Genomic DNA, 18,681 nt, shown 5'->3' on the forward strand with positions numbered 1-18,681 from the left:
CCCCGTCTGGAGTGGAAAGCAAATGAGTATCGAAGGGGTCTTGAAGGAAGGGTTTGTCACCACCACGGCAGACAAACTGATCAACTGGACGCGCACCGGCTCGCTGTGGCCGATGACGTTCGGTCTTGCGTGCTGTGCGGTCGAGATGATGCATGCGGGCGCCGCCCGCTATGACCTCGACCGCTTCGGCGTGGTGTTTCGTCCGAGTCCGCGTCAGTCGGACGTGATGATCGTCGCCGGCACGCTGTGCAACAAGATGGCGCCCGCTCTGCGCAAGGTCTACGACCAGATGGCCGAGCCGCGCTGGGTGATCTCGATGGGCTCGTGCGCGAACGGCGGCGGCTATTACCACTACTCGTATTCGGTAGTGCGCGGCTGCGACCGGATCGTGCCGGTCGACGTCTATGTGCCGGGTTGCCCGCCTACCGCGGAAGCGCTGGTGTACGGCGTGATCCAGTTGCAGGCCAAGATTCGCCGCACTAACACCATCGCCCGTCAATAAGGCCAACGCCTCCCCCACAATATGGCAAGCAAACTCGAGACCCTGAAAGCGAACCTCGAGGCGGCCTTTGGCGGCCTCCTGCTGAGCACTACCGAAGCAATCGGTGAGTTGACGATCGTCGTGAAGGCAAGCGACTACCTCAACGTGGCAACGCGTCTGCGTGACGATCGCTCGCTCGGTTTCGAGCAATGCGTGGATCTGTGCGGCGTCGACTATCAGACTTACGCCGACGGTGCTTATGACGGTCCGCGTTTTGCGGCTGTTCTGCATTTGTTGTCGGTGCAGAACAACTGGCGCTTGCGTCTGCGCGTGTTCGCACCGGACGACGAAGTGCCGATCCTGCCGTCTGTCGTCGAAATCTGGAATTCGGTCAACTGGTACGAGCGCGAAGCATTCGACCTGTACGGCATCGTCTTCGAAGGCCACCCGGACCTGCGCCGCATTCTGACCGACTACGGTTTCATTGGTCACCCGTTCCGTAAAGATTTCCCTGTCTCCGGCTACGTCGAAATGCGTTACGACCCGGAAGAGAAGCGCGTCGTCTATCAGCCTGTGACGATCGAGCCGCGGGAAATCACGCCGCGCGTGATCCGCGAGGATCGCTATGGCGGTCTGAAACACTAAGAGAACGCCATGGCAGAGATCAAGAACTACACGCTCAACTTCGGCCCTCAGCATCCGGCAGCGCACGGTGTGCTGCGTCTCGTGCTCGAACTCGACGGCGAAGTCATCCAGCGCGCCGATCCGCACATCGGTCTGCTGCATCGCGCGACTGAAAAGCTCGCCGAAACCAAAACCTTCATCCAGTCCGTGCCGTACATGGACCGTCTCGACTACGTGTCGATGATGGTCAACGAGCACGGCTACGTGATGGCGATCGAAAAGCTGCTCGGCATCGACGTGCCGGTGCGCGCGCAATACATTCGCGTGATGTTCGACGAAATCACGCGCGTGCTGAACCACCTGATGTGGATCGGCGCGCATGCGCTCGACGTTGGCGCGATGGCGGTGTTTCTGTATGCGTTCCGCGAACGCGAAGACCTGATGGACGTGTACGAAGCGGTGTCCGGTGCACGGATGCACGCGGCCTACTATCGGCCGGGTGGCGTCTATCGCGATTTGCCCGACGCGATGCCGCAGTACAAGGCTTCGAAGATCCGCAATGCGAAGGCGTTGTCGAAGATGAACGAGAACCGTCAAGGTTCGCTGCTCGACTTCATCGACGATTTCTTCACGCGTTTTCCGAAGTGCGTCGACGAATACGAAACGCTGCTCACCGACAACCGGATCTGGAAACAGCGTCTGGTCGGCATCGGCGTGGTCAGCCCGGAACGTGCGCTGCAACTCGGCATGACCGGCGCAATGCTGCGCGGCTCGGGCATCGAATGGGATTTGCGCAAGAAGCAGCCGTACGAAGTCTACGACAAGATGGATTTCGACATTCCGGTCGGCGTGAATGGCGACTGCTATGACCGCTATCTGGTGCGCGTCGAAGAAATGCGCCAATCCACGCGGATCGTGAAACAGTGCGTTGAGTGGTTGCGCAAGAATTCAGGCCCCGTGATGATCGACAATCACAAGGTTGCGCCGCCGTCGCGCGTCGGTATGAAGTCGAACATGGAAGAGCTGATTCACCACTTCAAGCTGTTCACGGAAGGCTTCCACGTTCCCGAAGGCGAGGCGTACGCGGCGGTCGAGCATCCGAAGGGCGAGTTCGGCATCTACCTGATCTCGGACGGCGCCAACAAGCCGTATCGCCTGAAGATTCGCGCACCGGGCTATGCGCACCTGTCCTCGCTGGACGAAATGGCGCGCGGGCACATGATTGCCGACGCCGTGACGATCATCGGCACGCAGGACATCGTGTTCGGCGAAGTGGATCGCTAGGACGTATTCATCGGCGCGTGTCTTCAGATTGCACCGGGACACGCGTCAAGCAAAGGAACGCCGGGTCTGTCGCAGCATGAATGAGCGACGGGTTTTCGTTCGGTAGGAATTGAAAGAGTCGTGTCTGAAAATGATCTCAGCTGAAGGCCTGAAAGAAATCGATCGTGCGATCGCGAAGTATCCCGCGGATCAGAAACAGTCCGCCGTGATGTCGGCGTTGGCCGTTGCTCAGGAAGAGCATGGCTGGCTGTCGCCCGAACTCATGCAGTTCGTCGCGGACTATCTCGGCATGCCGGCGGTCGCCGTGCAGGAGGTGGCTACCTTCTACACGATGTACGAGACCTCGCCGGTCGGCAAGCACAAGATCACGCTCTGCACGAACCTGCCGTGCCAGCTCGGCCCGGACGGCGGTTCCGACAGCGCCGCTGAATATCTGAAGCAGAAGCTCGGCATCGACTTCGGCGAAACCACGCCCGACGGCAAGTTCACCCTGAAAGAAGGTGAGTGCATGGGTTCGTGCGGCGACGCGCCGGTGATGCTGGTGAACAACCATCGCATGTGCAGCTTCATGAGCCGCGCGAAGATCGACCAGCTGCTCGAGGAACTTTCGAAATGACGTCTTTACACGATCGTCACATCAAACCGCTGATTCTCGCCGGCCTGAACGGCGACAACTGGCATCTCGAAGACTATGTGGCGCGCGGCGGTTACGCCCAGCTGCGCCGCATTCTGGAAGAAAAGATTCCGCCCGAGCAGGTGATTGCCGACGTCAAGGCGTCGGGTCTGCGCGGCCGTGGCGGTGCAGGCTTCCCGACCGGTCTGAAGTGGAGCTTCATGCCGCGTCAGTTCCCGGGGCAGAAGTACCTCGTCTGCAATTCGGACGAAGGCGAACCGGGCACGTTCAAAGACCGCGACATCCTGCGCTTCAATCCGCACTCGCTGATCGAAGGCATGGCCATCGGCGCGTACGCGATGGGCATCACGGTCGGCTACAACTACATTCACGGCGAAATCTTCGAAGTCTATCGACGCTTTGAACAGGCGTTGGACGAAGCGCGCCGCGCCGGGTTCCTCGGCGAGAACATCATGGGTTCGGGCTTCTCGTTCGAACTGCATGCGCATCACGGTTACGGCGCCTACATCTGCGGCGAAGAAACCGCGCTGCTCGAATCGCTGGAAGGCAAGAAAGGCCAGCCGCGCTTCAAGCCGCCGTTCCCGGCGAGCTTCGGCGTGTACGGCAAGCCGACCACGATCAACAACACCGAGACGTTCGCGGCGGTGCCGTTCCTGCTCGCGATCGGTCCGCAGAATTACCTCGAAATCGGCAAGCCGAACAACGGCGGCACGAAGATTTTCTCGGTGTCGGGCGACGTCGAGCGTCCGGGCAATTATGAAATTCCGCTCGGCACGCCGTTCGCCACGCTGATGGAACTCGCCGGCGGCATCCGCGGCGGCAAGAAGATCAAGGCCGTGATTCCTGGCGGTTCGTCGGCGCCGGTGATTCCGGGCGAGATGATGATGCAGACCGACATGGATTACGACTCGATCGCCAAGGCCGGCTCGATGCTTGGTTCGGGCGCGGTCATCGTGATGGACGAGACGCGCTGCATGGTGCGCTCGCTGCTGCGTCTGTCGTATTTCTATTACGAAGAGTCGTGTGGACAATGCACGCCTTGCCGTGAAGGCACGGGCTGGCTGTACCGCGTCGTCCATCGTATCGAGCATGGGCTCGGCCGTCCGGAAGACCTGGATCTGCTGAACTCGGTCGCGGAAAACATCATGGGCCGCACGATTTGCGCGCTCGGCGATGCAGCGGCCATGCCGGTTCGCGGCATGCTCAAGCACTACTGGGACGAATTCGAATATCACGTCGCTCACAAGCATTGCCTCACCGGCGGTCATGCCGGCGCGGCAGCGGCGACGGAAACAGTGGCCGCTTGAGTTGGCCAGCTGGGCTGGCTCACCAGATAACCACCAGACGAACACGTCAACCGCGGGATTCATCGCCTGACACGGCGATGAACAGGCGAACGATTGAGCGGTAACAGGTTAAGGAAGATTGACCATCATGGTTGAACTTGAAATAGACGGCAAGAAAGTAGAGGTGCCTGAAGGCAGCATGGTGATCCAGGCTGCGCATAAGGTCGACACGTACATTCCTCACTTCTGCTATCACAAGAAGCTGTCGATTGCGGCCAACTGCCGGATGTGTCTGGTCGATGTCGAGAAGATGCCGAAGGCCGTGCCTGCATGCGCGACGCCGGTGTCGGCGGGCATGATCGTGCGCACCAAGTCGGACAAGGCCGTCAAGGGCCAGCAAGCCGTGATGGAATTCCTGCTGATCAACCACCCGCTGGATTGCCCGATTTGCGACCAGGGCGGCGAGTGCCAGTTGCAGGATCTGGCCGTGGGTTACGGCAAGTCGGCGTCGCGGTATAGCGAAGAAAAGCGCGTGGTGTTCCACAAGAACGTCGGCCCGCTGATCTCGATGGAAGAAATGTCGCGTTGCATCCACTGCACGCGTTGCGTCCGCTTTGGCCAGGAAATTGCCGGCGTGATGGAACTCGGCATGCTGGGCCGCGGCGAGCATTCGGAAATCACCTCGTTCGTCGGCAAGACGGTCGACTCCGAACTGTCGGGCAACATGATCGATCTGTGCCCGGTCGGCGCGCTGACCAGCAAGCCGTTCCGCTACAGCGCCCGCACGTGGGAACTGTCGCGCCGCAAGTCGGTGAGCCCGCACGATTCGGTCGGCGCGAACCTCGTGGTGCAAGTGAAGAACAATCGCGTGATGCGGGTTTTGCCGTTCGAAAACGAATCCATCAACGAATGCTGGATTTCGGACAAGGACCGCTTCTCGTATGAAGCCCTCAACGGCCCCGAGCGTCTGACGCAGCCGATGCTCAAGCAAGGCGGCAAGTGGGTCGAGACCGACTGGCAGACCGCGCTCGAGTACGTGGTCAAGGGCCTGAAGGGCATCAAGGGCGACCACGGCGCGAACGCGCTGGCCGCGCTCGGCAGCGCTCACAGCACGGTCGAAGAATTGTTCCTGTTGAAGCAGCTCGCGCAAGCGGTCGGCACGCCGAACGTCGATTTCCGTCTGCGTCAGTCGGATTTCTCCGCACCGGTCAACGGTGCGCCGTGGCTGGGTACGGCTATCGCCGAATTGTCGAACGTCGATGCGGCGCTCGTGATCGGTTCGGATCTGCGTCGCGATCATCCGCTGTTCGCAGCGCGTCTGCGCCAGGCGGCGAAGAATGGCGCGAAGCTCACGCTCGTGCAAGCCACCAGCGAAGACGCGTTGATTCCGCAAGCGCAACGCGTGGTCGCGGCGCCGTCGGCATGGCTCGACGCGCTGGCCGGTATCGCGGGCGCGATTGCGGAAGCCAACGGTGTTGCACTGCCTGAAGCATTTGCCGGCACGCAGCCTACGGATGCCAATAAGCAGGTCGCCAAGTCGCTCGCTACCGGCGAACGTCGTCTCGTATTGCTCGGCAACGTCGCGGTCCGTCATCCGGACTTCGCGGCCATTCACGCCGCCGCGCAGTGGATCGCGGACGCGACGGGCGCAACGCTGGGCTTCCTCACTGAAGCAGCCAACACGGTCGGCGCGCATCTCGTGAACGCGCTGCCGGGAGAAGGCGGTCTGAACGCTCGCGACGTGTTCCAGCAACCGCGCAAGGGCTATGTGCTGCTGAACGTCGAGCCGGAGTTCGACACGGCCAACCCGGCGCAGGCGCTTGCCGCGCTGAAGCAGGCTGAAATGGTCGTGGTGATGTCGCCGTTCCAGATCGGCGCCGAATACGCCGACGTGCTGTTGCCGGTCGCGCCGTTCACCGAGACGGCCGGTACGTTCGTCAACGCCGAAGGTACGGCGCAGACGTTCAACGGCGTCGTGCGGCCGCTGGGCGACACGCGTCCGGCATGGAAGGTGTTGCGCGTGCTGGGCAGCCTGCTCGGCGCACCGGGCTTCGAATTCGACACGGCAGAAGAAGTGCGCGTGGCGGCTCTCGGCGACGGCGATCTGAGCTCGCGTCTGTCGAACAGGACAGGTGTTTCGGTGGCGCGTGGCAAGGCGGCCAAAGCGGCTGAAGGCAAGTTCGAGCGCATCGCCAACGTACCGATCTATCACGCCGATGCGCTGGCACGTCGCGCGGATTCGCTGCACCTCACCGCGGCGGCGCGTGCGGCGAACTCGGTTGGGCTGCCTGCAGCGCTGTTCGACAAACTAGGTTTGAAGGAAGGCGACGCAGTGCGCGTGCGCCAGGGCGAGCAATCGGTGCAGTTGCCGGCCGTGCGCGACGCGAATCTTGCGGAGACGGTCGTCCGCGTATCGGCGGCTACGCCTGCCGGTGCAGCGCTGGGCAGCCTGTTCGGTGAACTGGTGGTGGAGAAGGCGTAAATGAGCTTGTTCGATACGATCAACTCGGGCGGCACCCAGCTTCTCGGTGTGGCATGGCCCACGGTGTGGGCGCTGGTGCGCATCCTGGTGGTAGCCGTCGTGATCCTGCTGTGCGTGGCTTATCTGATTCTGTGGGAGCGTAAGCTGATCGGCTGGATGCACGTGCGTCTCGGCCCGAACCGCGTCGGTCCTGCAGGTTTGCTGCAGCCGATCGCCGACGTGCTGAAGCTGTTGCTGAAAGAAGTGATTCAGCCGGCCCAGGCGAGCCGCTGGATTTATCTGATCGCGCCGATCATGGTGGTGGTGCCGGCCTTCGCGGTCTGGGCGGTGATTCCGTTCCAGGCGGGCGCGGTGCTCGGCGACATCAACGCGGGTCTGCTGTACGCAATGGCGATCTCGTCGATCGGTGTGTACGGCGTGATTCTGGCCGGTTGGGCATCGAACTCGAAGTACGCGTTCCTCGGCGCGATGCGCGCCGCGGCCCAGATGGTGTCGTACGAAATCTCGATGGGCTTCGCCCTCGTCGTCGTGCTGATGACGGCCGGCACGCTGAACCTGTCGGGAATCGTCGGTTCGCAGGAGCATGGCTTCTTCGCGTCGCACGGTCTGAACTTCCTGTCGTGGAACTGGCTGCCGCTGTTGCCGATGTTCGTCGTGTACTTCATCTCGGGCATCGCTGAAACGAACCGTCACCCGTTCGACGTGGTGGAAGGCGAGTCGGAAATCGTCGCGGGCCACATGATCGATTACTCGGGGATGGCGTTCGCGCTGTTCTTCCTCGCCGAGTACATCAACATGATCGTGATCTCGGCATTGGCTGCAACGCTGTTCCTTGGTGGCTGGAGCGCTCCGTTCGGGTTTCTGTCGTTCATCCCGGGCATCTTCTGGCTCGTCCTCAAGGTTTTCTTGCTGTTGTCGGTGTTCATCTGGGCGCGCGCCACATTCCCGCGCTACCGCTATGACCAGATCATGCGTCTGGGCTGGAAGGTCTTCATTCCGGTCTGCGTGGTGTGGCTGGTGGTGGTCGGATTCTGGATCATGTCGCCGTTGAACATCTGGAAATAAAGGGCGGATGAACCCATGACCGCAATCCAAAATTTTTTCAAAACCTTCTTCCTGACGGAGCTGCTCAAGGGCCTCGCACTGACCGGACGTTATACGTTCCAGCGCAAGGTGACCGTGCAGTTCCCGGAGGAGAAGACCCCGATCTCGCCGCGTTTCCGTGGTCTGCATGCACTGCGCCGCTATGAGAACGGCGAAGAGCGCTGCATCGCCTGCAAGCTGTGCGAAGCGGTGTGCCCGGCGCTCGCCATCACGATCGAATCGGAAACGCGTGCGGACAACACCCGTCGCACGACGCGCTACGACATCGACCTGACCAAGTGCATCTTCTGCGGTTTCTGCGAAGAAAGCTGCCCGGTCGATTCGATCGTCGAGACGCACATTCTCGAGTATCACGGCGAAAAGCGCGGCGACCTGTACTTCACGAAGGACATGCTGCTGGCAGTCGGCGATCGCTACGAAGCGGAGATCGCTGCGAACAAGGCAGCCGACGCACCGTATCGTTGAAGTGCCCCGCTGTTAATGCTGTAAGAGCAGTGGCAAATGCGGCACCCAAAGCAGTAACACGGCCTGTTGTCGGGCCGGACGCCGCGGCCTGAACGCCGCGGCACGGCGCACCTGTGCGGCAGTTCTGGCGGTTTCGTCCGCTTTTGCTAACCACGCGTGCCAAAGAACAATGCCTGACGATGGCCTAACGATGAACCGGTAATCATGGAATTCACGACCGTACTGTTCTACATCTTCGCGCTGCTCCTGGTTGTCTCGGGGCTGAAGGTGATCACCTCGCGCAACCCGGTGTCGTCCGCACTGTTTCTGGTGCTGGCGTTCTTCAACGCAGCCGCGATCTGGATGCTGCTGGAGGCCGAGTTCCTTGCGATCCTGCTGGTGCTGGTCTATGTGGGCGCGGTGATGGTGCTGTTCCTGTTCGTCGTGATGATGCTGGACATCAATCTCGACGTGCTGCGCAAAGACTTCAAGCGCTTCGTGCCGATGGCCACGCTGGTGGGCGCGATCATCGTGATCGAAACCGCACTGATCCTGTGGCACGGCTACGGCGCGACCGGCACCGCGCTGCGCGACACCACGGCGGCCGCGAACGGCATGGGCGACTGGTCGAACACGCGCCTGATCGGCAAGGTCATCTACACCGACTACATCTTCGCGTTCGAAATCGCCGGCCTCGTGCTGCTGGTGGCGATCATTGCGGCGATCGCACTGACCACGAGCCACAAGAAAGATAGCAAGCGCCAGAACGTCAGCGAGCAGGTCAAGGTGCGCGCTCAGGACCGTGTGCGCGTGGTGAAGATGGCGTCGGAAAAAACCGCGGCAACCGTCGCGGCAGAAGAAGCCGCCGCAGCGGCGGCAGCGGCCGAACAGGCCTCTGCCAAGAACAGCTGAGCGGACAGGAGATAGAAATCATGTTGACCCTTGCCCATTACCTTGTCCTCGGCGCGATCCTGTTTGCGATCAGCATCGTCGGCATTTTCCTGAACCGCCGCAACGTCATCATCATCCTGATGGCGATCGAACTGATGCTGCTCGCGGTGAACACCAATTTCGTCGCGTTCTCGCATTACCTGGGCGACGTGCATGGCCAGATCTTCGTCTTTTTCGTGCTGACGGTTGCAGCGGCGGAAGCGGCGATCGGTCTCGCAATTCTGGTGACCCTGTTCCGTAGCCTCGACACGATCAATGTCGAGGATCTCGATCAGCTCAAAGGTTAATTTCAGGAAAAGCGGTTATGTCCACGATACTCAATGAAAACCTGTTGTTGGCGATTCCGCTGGCACCGCTCGCCGGCTGCCTGGTTGCAGGGCTGTTCGGCAAGGCGGTAGGGCGAGCGGGCGCGCATTCGGTTACGATCCTCGGCGTCGCGATCTCGTTCATCCTGTCGGCCATCGTGTTCTTCCAGGTGCTGAATGGCGCGAGTTTTAACGCGACCGTCTATCAATGGATGGCGATCGGCAAGACGCAGTTCGAAATCGGCTTCCTGGTCGACTCGCTGACCGCGATGATGATGTGCGTGGTGACCTTCGTGTCGCTGATGGTGCACATCTACACGATCGGCTACATGGCCGACGACGACGGCTACCAGCGCTTTTTCTCGTACATCTCGCTGTTCACGTTCTCGATGTTGATGCTCGTGATGAGCAACAACTTCCTGCAGCTGTTCTTCGGCTGGGAAGCGGTGGGCCTGGTGTCGTACCTGCTGATCGGTTTCTACTTCAAGCGTGAGACCGCGATCTACGCGAACATGAAAGCGTTCATCGTGAACCGCATCGGCGACTTCGGTTTCCTGCTGGGTATCGGCCTGCTGTTCGCATTCGCCGGTTCGATGAACTACGGCGACGTGTTCGCGAAGCGCACCGAACTCGCGGCATTGACTTTCCCTGGCACGGACTGGGGTTTGCTGACGGTTGCCTGCATTTGCCTGTTCATCGGCGCGATGGGTAAGTCGGCGCAGTTCCCGCTGCACGTCTGGCTGCCGGATTCGATGGAAGGCCCGACGCCGATCTCCGCACTGATTCACGCGGCCACCATGGTGACGGCCGGTATCTTCATGGTCACGCGCATGTCGCCGCTGTTCGAACTGTCGGACACGGCGCTGTCGTTCGTCATGGTCATCGGCGCGATTACCGCGTTGTTCATGGGTTTCCTCGGGATCGTCCAGAACGACATCAAACGCGTGGTGGCTTATTCCACGCTGTCGCAGCTCGGCTACATGACAGTCGCACTCGGTGCGTCGGCGTACTCCGTGGCCGTGTTCCACCTGATGACGCACGCGTTCTTCAAGGCGCTGCTGTTCCTCGGCGCGGGCTCGGTGATCATCGGCATGCACCACGATCAGGACATCCGCAACATGGGCGGCCTGCGCAAGTACATGCCGATCACGTGGATCACGTCGCTGGTCGGTTCGCTGGCGCTGATCGGTACGCCGTTCTTCTCGGGCTTCTACTCGAAAGACTCGATCATCGACGCAGTGAAGCTGTCGCATCTGCCGGGCTCGGGTTTCGCGTACTTCGCGGTGGTAGCGAGCGTGTTCGTTACTGCGCTGTATTCGTTCCGTATGTACTTCATGGTGTTCCACGGCAAGGAGCGTTTCCGCGGTCCGAAACATCCGGAATCGCCGATGGGCATCGAAGCCGCGGCGCATGCGCATGACGCGCATGGTCACGACGCGCACGGCCATGGCCACGGTCACGACGACCACGCGCACGAGCCGCATGAAACGCCGTGGGTGGTGTGGCTGCCGCTGGTGCTGCTGGCCATTCCGTCGGTGGTGATCGGCGCGATCGGCGTCGGTCCGATGCTGTTCGGCGACTTCTTCCAGCATGGCGTGGCGTTTGACAAGGTGATCTACATCAGCGAGAACCATCCGGCGCTGCACGAGATGGCCGAGGAGTTCCGCGGCTGGGCGTCGATGGGCCTGCACTCGGTGTCGGGTCTGCCGGTGTGGCTCGCGCTCGCGGGCGTGGTGGTCGCGTGGTTCCTGTACCTGGTTCGTCCGGACCTGCCGGCTGTCATCAAGCGCGCATTTGGCCCGATCTACACGTTGCTCGATAACAAGTACTACATGGACAAGATCAACGAAGTCGTGTTTGCGCGGGGCGCAGTGGCAATTGGCCGTGGTCTCTGGAAGGAAGGCGACGTCGTCGTGATCGACGGCATCGTCAACGGCAGCGCACGCTTTATCGGCTGGTTTGCCGGCGTGATCCGCTTCCTCCAATCCGGCTACATCTACCACTACGCGTTTGCCATGATTATCGGCATGTTGGGGCTCCTGACCCTGTTTGTAACGCTCGGCGGCAAATAAGGCGAGGGACACTAATGCACGCTTATCCGATTCTCAGTATCGCGATCTGGTTACCGATCCTCGTCGGTCTTCTGGTTCTGGCTGTCGGTTCGGACCGTAATCCGGCACCCGCACGCTGGATCGCGCTGATCGGCTCGGTCGTCAGCTTCCTCGTGACGATCCCGCTGATCACCGGTTTCGACTCGAGCACCGCCGATCTGCAGTTCGTCGAAAAGGCCAACTGGATCGAGCGCTTCAACATCTCGTATCACCTGGGCGTCGATGGCATCTCGATGTGGTTTGTCGTGCTGACCGCGCTGATCACGGTGATCGTCGTGATCTCCGCGTGGGAAGTGATCACGAAGAACGTCGCGCAGTACCTCGCGGCGTTCCTGATCCTGTCGGGCATCATGGTCGGCGTGTTCAGCTCGGCTGACGGCATGCTGTTCTATGTGTTCTTCGAAGCGACGCTGATCCCGATGTACATCATCATCGGCGTGTGGGGCGGGGCGAACCGCGTGTACGCGGCGTTCAAGTTCTTCCTGTACACGCTGATGGGCTCGCTGCTGATGCTGGTCGCGTTGCTGTACCTGTACGTCGAGACCGGCACGTTCGACCTCGCCACGTGGCAGCACGCCCAGATCGCGATGACGCCTCAGGTGCTGCTGTTCATCGCGTTCTTCATGGCTTTCGCCGTGAAGGTGCCGATGTGGCCGGTGCACACGTGGTTGCCTGACGCGCACGTGGAAGCGCCGACCGGCGGCTCGGTCGTGCTGGCCGCGATCATGCTGAAGCTCGGCGCCTACGGTTTCGTGCGCTTTTCGCTGCCGATCACGCCGGACGCAAGCCACTTTCTGGCACCGGTTGTCATCACGCTGTCGCTGATCGCGGTGATCTACATCGGCCTGGTCGCGATGGTGCAGGCCGACATGAAGAAGCTGGTCGCGTATTCGTCGATCGCGCACATGGGTTTTGTCACGCTCGGCTTCTTCATCTTCAACCAGCTCGGTGCGGAAGGCGCGATCGTACAGATGATCTCGCACGGCTTCGTGTCGGGCGCGATGTTCCTGAGCATCGGCGTGCTGTACGACCGTATGCACTCGCGCCAGATCGCGGATTACGGCGGCGTCGTCAACGTGATGCCGAAGTTCGCCGCGTTCGCGATGCTGTTCTCGATGGCCAATTGCGGCTTGCCGGGCACCTCCGGTTTCGTCGGCGAGTTCATGGTGATTCTCGCGGCCGTCCAGTACAACTTCTGGATTGCCGGCGGTGCGGCAGTTACGCTGATTCTCGGCGCGGCCTACACGCTGTGGATGTACAAGCGCGTGTACTTCGGCGCGATCGCCAACGATCACGTGAAGAGCCTGCTCGACATCAGCCGCCGCGAATTTTTCATGCTGGCAGTGCTCGCTGCACTGACGCTGTTCATGGGCCTGTATCCGAAGCCCTTTACCGATGTGATGCACGTATCCGTGGAAAACCTCCTCTCCCACGTTGCGCAATCGAAGCTGCCGTTGCCTCAGTAACGCCGAGCGGAGGAATTTAAAGACCATGCAAAACGCCCCTATGACTGCTCTGTTGCCCGACGCACTGGTGATGCTCGCCGTTGTCGTCGCGTGGCTCAACGACACGTTCGTCGGCCAGGACGGTCGCCGTACCACGTATTTCATCGCATTCTTCTCGACGCTGGTTGCCGGCATCTGGTTTGCGGTGAATGCGTTCGACCCGCAAGTCCGCTACTTCTTCGGCCACATGTACGTGGTGGACCCGTTCGCCAGCGTGATGAAGGCGGTGGTGTCGCTCGGCTACGCGGTATCGATCGTTTATTCGCGCCGTTACCTCGAAGATCGCAATCTGTTCCGCGGTGACTTCTTCCTGTTGGGCATGTTCGCGCTGCTCGGCCAGCTCGTGATGATCTCCGGCAACAACTTCCTGACGCTGTATCTCGGTCTGGAACTGATGTCGCTGTCGCTCTACGCAGTGATCGCGCTGCGCCGCGAAGTGCCGCAGTCGAACGAAGCTGCGATGAAGTACTACGTGCTCGGCGCGCTGGCTTCCGGTTTCCTGCTGTACGGCATCTCGATGCTGTACGGTGCAACCGGCTCGCTCGACCTGAACGAGGTGTTCAAGGCGATCGGCTCGAGCCATTACGATCCGAGCGTGCTGCTGTTCGGTGTGATTTTCATCGTGGCGGGCGTGGCGTTCAAGATGGGCGCGGTGCCGTTCCACATGTGGGTGCCCGACGTCTATCAGGGCGCTCCGACGGCGATGACGCTGATCGTCGGCGGTGGCCCGAAGGTGGCGGCATTCGCGTGGGGCCTGCGTTTCCTCGTGATGGGCCTGCTGCCGCTCGCGGTCGAATGGCAGCAGATGCTGGTGATTCTGGCGGCGCTGTCGTTGATCGTCGGCAACATCACCGGTATCGTGCAACGCAACATCAAGCGCATGCTCGCGTACTCGGCGATCTCGAACATGGGCTTCGTACTGCTCGGTCTGCTGGCCGGCGTGGTCGACCAGAAGACCGTAGGCGCCGCGAGCGCGTACGGCTCGGCAATGTTCTACAGCATCGTCTACCTGATCACGACGCTCGGCACCTTCGGTGTCATCATGCTGCTGGCGCGCCGCGATTTCGAAGCGGACACGCTCGAAGACTTCAAGGGCCTGAATCAGCGCAGCCCGGTGTTTGCCTTCGTGATGATGATCATGATGTTCTCGCTCGCCGGCATTCCGCCCGCGGTCGGCTTCTATGCGAAGCTCGCGGTGCTGCAGGCAACCATGAACGCTGGCCTGACCTGGCTGACGGTGTTGGCGGTGATCACGTCGCTGTTCGGCGCATTCTACTACCTGCGTATCGTCAAGCTGATGTACTTTGACGAGCCGCAAGACAAGTCGCCGATCGTCGCCGACACCGGCACGCGTGCGCTGCTCGCGCTCAACGGTGTCGCGGTGCTGGTGCTCGGTATCGTCCCGGATCCGCTGCTGCGCGCCTGCCTGCAGGCTATCCAGCACACGCTGCTGCTCTGATGTCGGCTGCGGGTTGGTTTATCGTGCTGTTGGCGCTCGTGGGCGCCAACCTGCCTTTCCTGAATCAGCGCCTCTTCGCTGCGGTGCCGCTTAAAGCGGCGAAGAAGAGCGCATGGATCCGGATCGCCGAGTTGATCGTGCTGTACTTCGTGGTCGGCGCGCTCGGGTTTCTGCTCGAAGCGCGGGCGGGAAACCGCTTCGAGCAGGGCTGGCAGTTCTACGCGATCACGTTCGCCCTTTTCGTCGTGTTCGCCTTCCCTGGCTTTACCTTCCAATATCTCGTCAAACGCCGCTGACGGCGTATCGCCGTCGCGCACCAGGCAGTCCCGAGGTCCGCATATGGCTGAACTTCCCAATCACGACGCCGCGCTTACCGAGACCTGTGTCGACAGCAAGACGGTCCATGAAGGCCCGTTTCTGACGCTCAAGTGCGATACCGTCCGCCTGCCGGACGGCAAGCACGCGACCCGCGAATACGTGCAGCATCCGGGCGCCGTGATGGTGATTCCTTTGTTCGACGACGGCCGCGTGCTGCTGGAAAGCCAGTACCGCTATCCGATGGGCAAGGTCATGGTCGAGTATCCGGCCGGCAAGCTCGATCCGAACGAGGGGGCGCTGGCGTGCGCAATACGCGAGCTGCGCGAGGAAACCGGTTATACGGCGCGTGAATACGTGTATCTGACGCGCATTCACCCGATCATTTCCTACTCCACCGAGTTTATCGACATTTACATCGCGCGCGGTCTGACGGCGGGCGAGCGCAGCCTCGACGAGGGCGAGTTTCTCGAACTTTTCACCGCGACCGTCGCCGATATGTCCGAGTGGGTGCGCACCGGCAAGATCACCGATGTGAAGACGATCATCGGCACGTTCTGGCTGGAGAAGGTGCTGTCGGGTGAGTGGCCGATGGCGGCGCCGGAGTAACGCTGTCGGGTGGGATGCGTGTGCGGCGCGCACCGGTTTGACGTCCGCCGGAAGAAGCCCCTGTCGGTCCATGACCGGCAGGGGCTTTGTCTTGGTGGGCGAGATATCGAGCGAGGGCCTTTGCGTGTCTGAAAAAAGGTGTCATTTTTCTATGCCATCCGGCAGTCTCGCCGGGCGCCTGTCGTAGCGCTAGTATGGATCTTCCGAGAGAGGGCGGTTGAGTCCCATTTGCTTTGGATAACGAATCATGTGGGCGCGGCCGGATTGGCTTCAAGTTTGGTTGTCGTTTGACAACCAAACTTGAAGCTGCTAAATTGGGAGGGTATCGATGGTGAGAGGAACTCACGCCAAGAAAGAGATCGAGGCCGCATTGGCCCATGCGGAGGAACACGGCTGGCGGGTTCAAAGCGGTGGTAAAGGCCACGCGTGGGGAAAAATCTACTGTCCTTACAACGACGCGGAGTGTCGTTGCGGCGAGTTCTGCATATCGAGTGTGTGGAGTACGCCGAAGAATCCCGGCAACCACGCACGGCACTTACGGCGCATCGTCGACAACTGTACTGCTCGTCGGTAGCGGTAGGGTTGTTCAACGGCGAAGGGCTAAGGCGTGAATGACGCAGGAGTAACGTATGGAATATGTGTTCACTTTGAAGTACCGGCTCGCGGCGGAGGATTGCGATTCCGACGAGATCGTCGAACGCCTGGGCGAAGCAGGGTGCGACGACGCGACAGTGGGCGTGGGGCAATCTGGCCGTATCGCGCTGCTTTTTTCGCGCGAAGCGGCGTCCGCGTTCGAGGCATTGGTCAGCGCGCTCAAAGATATCAAACGAGCAGTGCCGTCGGCGCGGCTAGTCGAAGCGGGTCCCGATTTTGTCGGCCTCACTGATGTTGCCGAGGTTGCCGGCGTGTCGCGGCAAAACATGCGCAAGCTGATGCTGAGCCACTCAATCGATTTCCCGCCTCCGGTCCACGAGGGCAGCGCATCGGTATGGCATCTGTCGGACATTCTGGATTGGCTGACCGAGCGCGGTGGATATGACATCAAGGCCGACGTGGCGGATGTCGCAAAATCGGCGAAGCAAATCAACCTTGCCAGGGAAGCACATCAACTCGAACCGCGGTTCAACCGCGAACTCGCGAGTCTCGTGGCATAGAAGCCATGATGGCGGGCAGCACGCGAAGGCCGTGGCGGTCGCTACTAGTAGCGACTCCGCTTTTCGTCCGGGCTGCCTCCTGTTTTATACGTCGGATTGCCTTCGGCAGCCCTTTGCGCAAAGCGTTAAAATCGCGCACCGCGTTGGATTTATCCGCAGTATCTAACGTCGGGGCATCGTCCGTAAAAATTTACGAACGACCGTTCACAAAATTTCGTTTTGCGCTAAACTGGCACGCAAGCCCTGATTCCACATGAAGGTCCTCGATTTACAGTGTCCGCATGGCCATCGGTTCGAAGGCTGGTTTGCTTCGGCTGATGACTTCGAATCGCAGCAGTCCCGCAAGCTCGTCGAATGTCCGATTTGCGGTGCGAATGAAGTCAGCCGTTTGCCGTCGGCACCCCGCCTGAATCTGTCGGGCGCGACCGAAGCGAAAGTTCCGGCGGGCGTAGGCGATATGCAGGCGCGTGTCATGCGTGCGTTGCGCGAGGTACTGGAAAAGACCGAGAACGTGGGCGACCGCTTCGCCGAGGAAGCGCGGCGCATTCACTACAACGAAGCGCCTGCACGCAACATTCGCGGTGTCACGACACCTGAGGATGCGCGTGCCTTGGTCGAAGAAGGCATCGAAGTGATGCCGCTTCCGGTCCCGGCTGCCCTGAAGGAACCGCTGCAATAGCGCAGTGGCTCCGTGGCGGCGGGTGGTGGCGGCCAGGAGACACGACGCATGAATCTGGACTATTCCGCCGCTGACGACGCATTCCGCGCCGATATCCGCGCCTGGCTCGAAGCGAACCTGCCTCGCGAGCTAAGCGATAAAGTACTCAATCACAAGCGTCTTGGCCGCGAAGACTTCGCAGGCTGGCACAAACTGCTCGGCACGCGCGGCTGGTCGGCGATTGCGTGGCCGCAGGAGTACGGCGGCCCGGGCTGGGACGCGACCCAACGACACATCTGGGAAGAAGAGTGCGCGCGTATCGGCGCGCCGTCGGTGCTGCCGTTCGGCGTCTCGATGGTCGCGCCGGTGCTGATGAAATACGGCAACGACGCGCAGAAGCGCCATTATTTGCCGCGCATTCTCGACGGCACGGACTGGTGGTGCCAGGGCTACTCCGAGCCGGGCTCAGGTTCCGATCTCGCGTCGCTGCGCACACGCGCCGAGCGCGTTGGTGACCACTACGTGGTCAACGGTCAGAAGACCTGGACCACGTTAGGTCAGTACGCCGACATGATGTTCTGCCTCGTGCGCACCGACAGTGGCGCGAAGAAGCAGGAGGGCATCTCTTTCCTTCTGATCGACATGAAGACGCCGGGCATCACCGTGCGGCCGATCATCACGCTCGACGAGGATCACGAAGTCAACGAAGTGTTTTTCGAAGACGTGAAAGTGCCGGTCGAGAATCTGGTCGGTGAAGAGAATCGCGGCTGGACCTATGCGAAGTATCTGCTCGGCCACGAGCGCACGGGCATCGCGCGCGTCGGTTCGTCGAAGCGCGAGCTCGCGTTCCTGAAACGCGTTGCGCTGAATCAGAAAAAAAACGGCAAACCGCTGCTGCAGGACCCGGTATTCGCCGCCAAAGTCGCGAGTCTCGAGATCGAGCTGATGGCGCTCGAAGTCACCGTGCAACGCGTGGTCGCCAATGAGGCCGGCGGACGCGGGCCAGGACCGGAGGCGTCGATGCTGAAAATCAAGGGCACGGAAGTGCAGCAGAGCCTGACCGAACTCATGTTCGACGCCGTCGGGCCGCTCGCGGCACCGTTCGACGTGCCGTTCCTCGAAGGCGAGCGCGAGCACAGCCTCGCCGGCGACGACGATGCCGCGCCGCTGGCCGCTTACTACTTCAATTACCGCAAGACGTCGATTTACGGCGGCTCGAACGAAATTCAAAAGAACATCATCGCGCAGATGATTCTCGGACTTTGAGGAGCGGCG

General features: G+C 61.0%; 19 protein-coding genes. All 19 read left to right on the forward strand.

The annotated features are described in order from the left end of the window. The first annotated feature begins 22 nt into the window (after positions 1–22). The 19 genes from PQQ53_RS30685 to PQQ53_RS30775 all read left to right on the forward strand — a co-directional run bounded on the left by PQQ53_RS30685 (position 23) and on the right by PQQ53_RS30775 (position 18,672). Complete coding sequence (locus tag PQQ53_RS30685) at positions 23–502, forward strand: NuoB/complex I 20 kDa subunit family protein (RefSeq protein WP_006052903.1); 480 nt, start codon at positions 23–25, stop codon at positions 500–502. Positions 503–523: 21 nt separating this feature from the next. After that, on the forward strand, positions 524–1,126 hold the full coding sequence (locus PQQ53_RS30690; RefSeq protein WP_175161669.1) for an NADH-quinone oxidoreductase subunit C: 603 nt from the start codon (positions 524–526) through the stop codon (positions 1,124–1,126). Between the two features lie 9 nt (positions 1,127–1,135). Beyond that, entirely contained in the window at positions 1,136–2,389 is a 1,254-nt protein-coding gene (locus PQQ53_RS30695) for an NADH-quinone oxidoreductase subunit D (RefSeq protein ID WP_408148572.1), read from the forward strand. A gap of 130 nt (positions 2,390–2,519) precedes the next feature. Then, positions 2,520–3,005: an NADH-quinone oxidoreductase subunit NuoE gene (gene nuoE, locus PQQ53_RS30700; protein WP_042327491.1), complete on the forward strand. Its 486-nt coding sequence runs from the start codon at positions 2,520–2,522 to the stop codon at positions 3,003–3,005. Next, positions 3,002–4,330: an NADH-quinone oxidoreductase subunit NuoF gene (gene nuoF, locus PQQ53_RS30705; RefSeq protein WP_168666442.1), complete on the forward strand. Its 1,329-nt coding sequence runs from the start codon at positions 3,002–3,004 to the stop codon at positions 4,328–4,330. The genes nuoE and nuoF overlap by 4 nt, the downstream gene beginning before the upstream one ends. A gap of 127 nt (positions 4,331–4,457) precedes the next feature. After that, complete coding sequence (nuoG, locus tag PQQ53_RS30710) at positions 4,458–6,791, forward strand: NADH-quinone oxidoreductase subunit NuoG (protein ID WP_408154008.1); 2,334 nt, start codon at positions 4,458–4,460, stop codon at positions 6,789–6,791. Further along, positions 6,792–7,856: an NADH-quinone oxidoreductase subunit NuoH gene (gene nuoH, locus PQQ53_RS30715; protein ID WP_168666438.1), complete on the forward strand. Its 1,065-nt coding sequence runs from the start codon at positions 6,792–6,794 to the stop codon at positions 7,854–7,856. 15 nt (positions 7,857–7,871) lie between these two features. After that, positions 7,872–8,360 (forward strand): NADH-quinone oxidoreductase subunit NuoI, encoded by a 489-nt coding sequence (nuoI, locus tag PQQ53_RS30720; protein WP_012432383.1) that lies wholly within the window; start codon positions 7,872–7,874, stop codon positions 8,358–8,360. A gap of 204 nt (positions 8,361–8,564) precedes the next feature. Further along, positions 8,565–9,251, forward strand: coding sequence for an NADH-quinone oxidoreductase subunit J (locus PQQ53_RS30725; RefSeq protein ID WP_121317079.1), 687 nt, complete (start codon positions 8,565–8,567; stop codon positions 9,249–9,251). Between the two features lie 20 nt (positions 9,252–9,271). Next, positions 9,272–9,577 carry an NADH-quinone oxidoreductase subunit NuoK gene (gene nuoK, locus PQQ53_RS30730; protein WP_006052894.1) on the forward strand — a complete coding sequence of 102 codons (306 nt, stop codon included), beginning with the start codon at positions 9,272–9,274 and terminating at the stop codon, positions 9,575–9,577. 17 nt (positions 9,578–9,594) lie between these two features. Further along, positions 9,595–11,667: an NADH-quinone oxidoreductase subunit L gene (nuoL, locus tag PQQ53_RS30735; protein WP_408148578.1), complete on the forward strand. Its 2,073-nt coding sequence runs from the start codon at positions 9,595–9,597 to the stop codon at positions 11,665–11,667. Positions 11,668–11,681: 14 nt separating this feature from the next. Next, positions 11,682–13,172, forward strand: a complete 1,491-nt coding sequence (locus tag PQQ53_RS30740) for an NADH-quinone oxidoreductase subunit M (RefSeq protein ID WP_408148580.1) — start codon at positions 11,682–11,684, stop codon at positions 13,170–13,172. Between the two features lie 25 nt (positions 13,173–13,197). Next, entirely contained in the window at positions 13,198–14,670 is a 1,473-nt protein-coding gene (nuoN, locus tag PQQ53_RS30745) for an NADH-quinone oxidoreductase subunit NuoN (RefSeq protein WP_408148582.1), read from the forward strand. Next, positions 14,670–14,966: a DUF2818 family protein gene (locus PQQ53_RS30750; RefSeq protein WP_007175603.1), complete on the forward strand. Its 297-nt coding sequence runs from the start codon at positions 14,670–14,672 to the stop codon at positions 14,964–14,966. Before nuoN ends, PQQ53_RS30750 begins: the two co-directional genes overlap by 1 nt. A 43-nt stretch (positions 14,967–15,009) precedes the next feature. Then, positions 15,010–15,594: an NUDIX domain-containing protein gene (locus tag PQQ53_RS30755; protein ID WP_408148586.1), complete on the forward strand. Its 585-nt coding sequence runs from the start codon at positions 15,010–15,012 to the stop codon at positions 15,592–15,594. A gap of 328 nt (positions 15,595–15,922) precedes the next feature. Further along, entirely contained in the window at positions 15,923–16,168 is a 246-nt protein-coding gene (locus PQQ53_RS30760; protein WP_408148588.1) for a hypothetical protein, read from the forward strand. 55 nt (positions 16,169–16,223) lie between these two features. Further along, positions 16,224–16,748 carry a helix-turn-helix transcriptional regulator gene (locus tag PQQ53_RS30765; protein WP_408148590.1) on the forward strand — a complete coding sequence of 175 codons (525 nt, stop codon included), beginning with the start codon at positions 16,224–16,226 and terminating at the stop codon, positions 16,746–16,748. A 253-nt stretch (positions 16,749–17,001) separates the two neighbouring features. Next, positions 17,002–17,427, forward strand: coding sequence for a DUF1178 family protein (locus PQQ53_RS30770; RefSeq protein ID WP_408148592.1), 426 nt, complete (start codon positions 17,002–17,004; stop codon positions 17,425–17,427). A 48-nt stretch (positions 17,428–17,475) separates the two neighbouring features. After that, positions 17,476–18,672, forward strand: coding sequence for an acyl-CoA dehydrogenase family protein (locus PQQ53_RS30775; protein WP_408148594.1), 1,197 nt, complete (start codon positions 17,476–17,478; stop codon positions 18,670–18,672). The last annotated feature ends 9 nt before the right edge of the window (positions 18,673–18,681 follow it).

Origin of the sequence: Paraburkholderia strydomiana (genome assembly GCF_046030495.1) — a bacterium.
In the GTDB taxonomy this organism is placed as follows: domain Bacteria; phylum Pseudomonadota; class Gammaproteobacteria; order Burkholderiales; family Burkholderiaceae; genus Paraburkholderia; species Paraburkholderia strydomiana_A.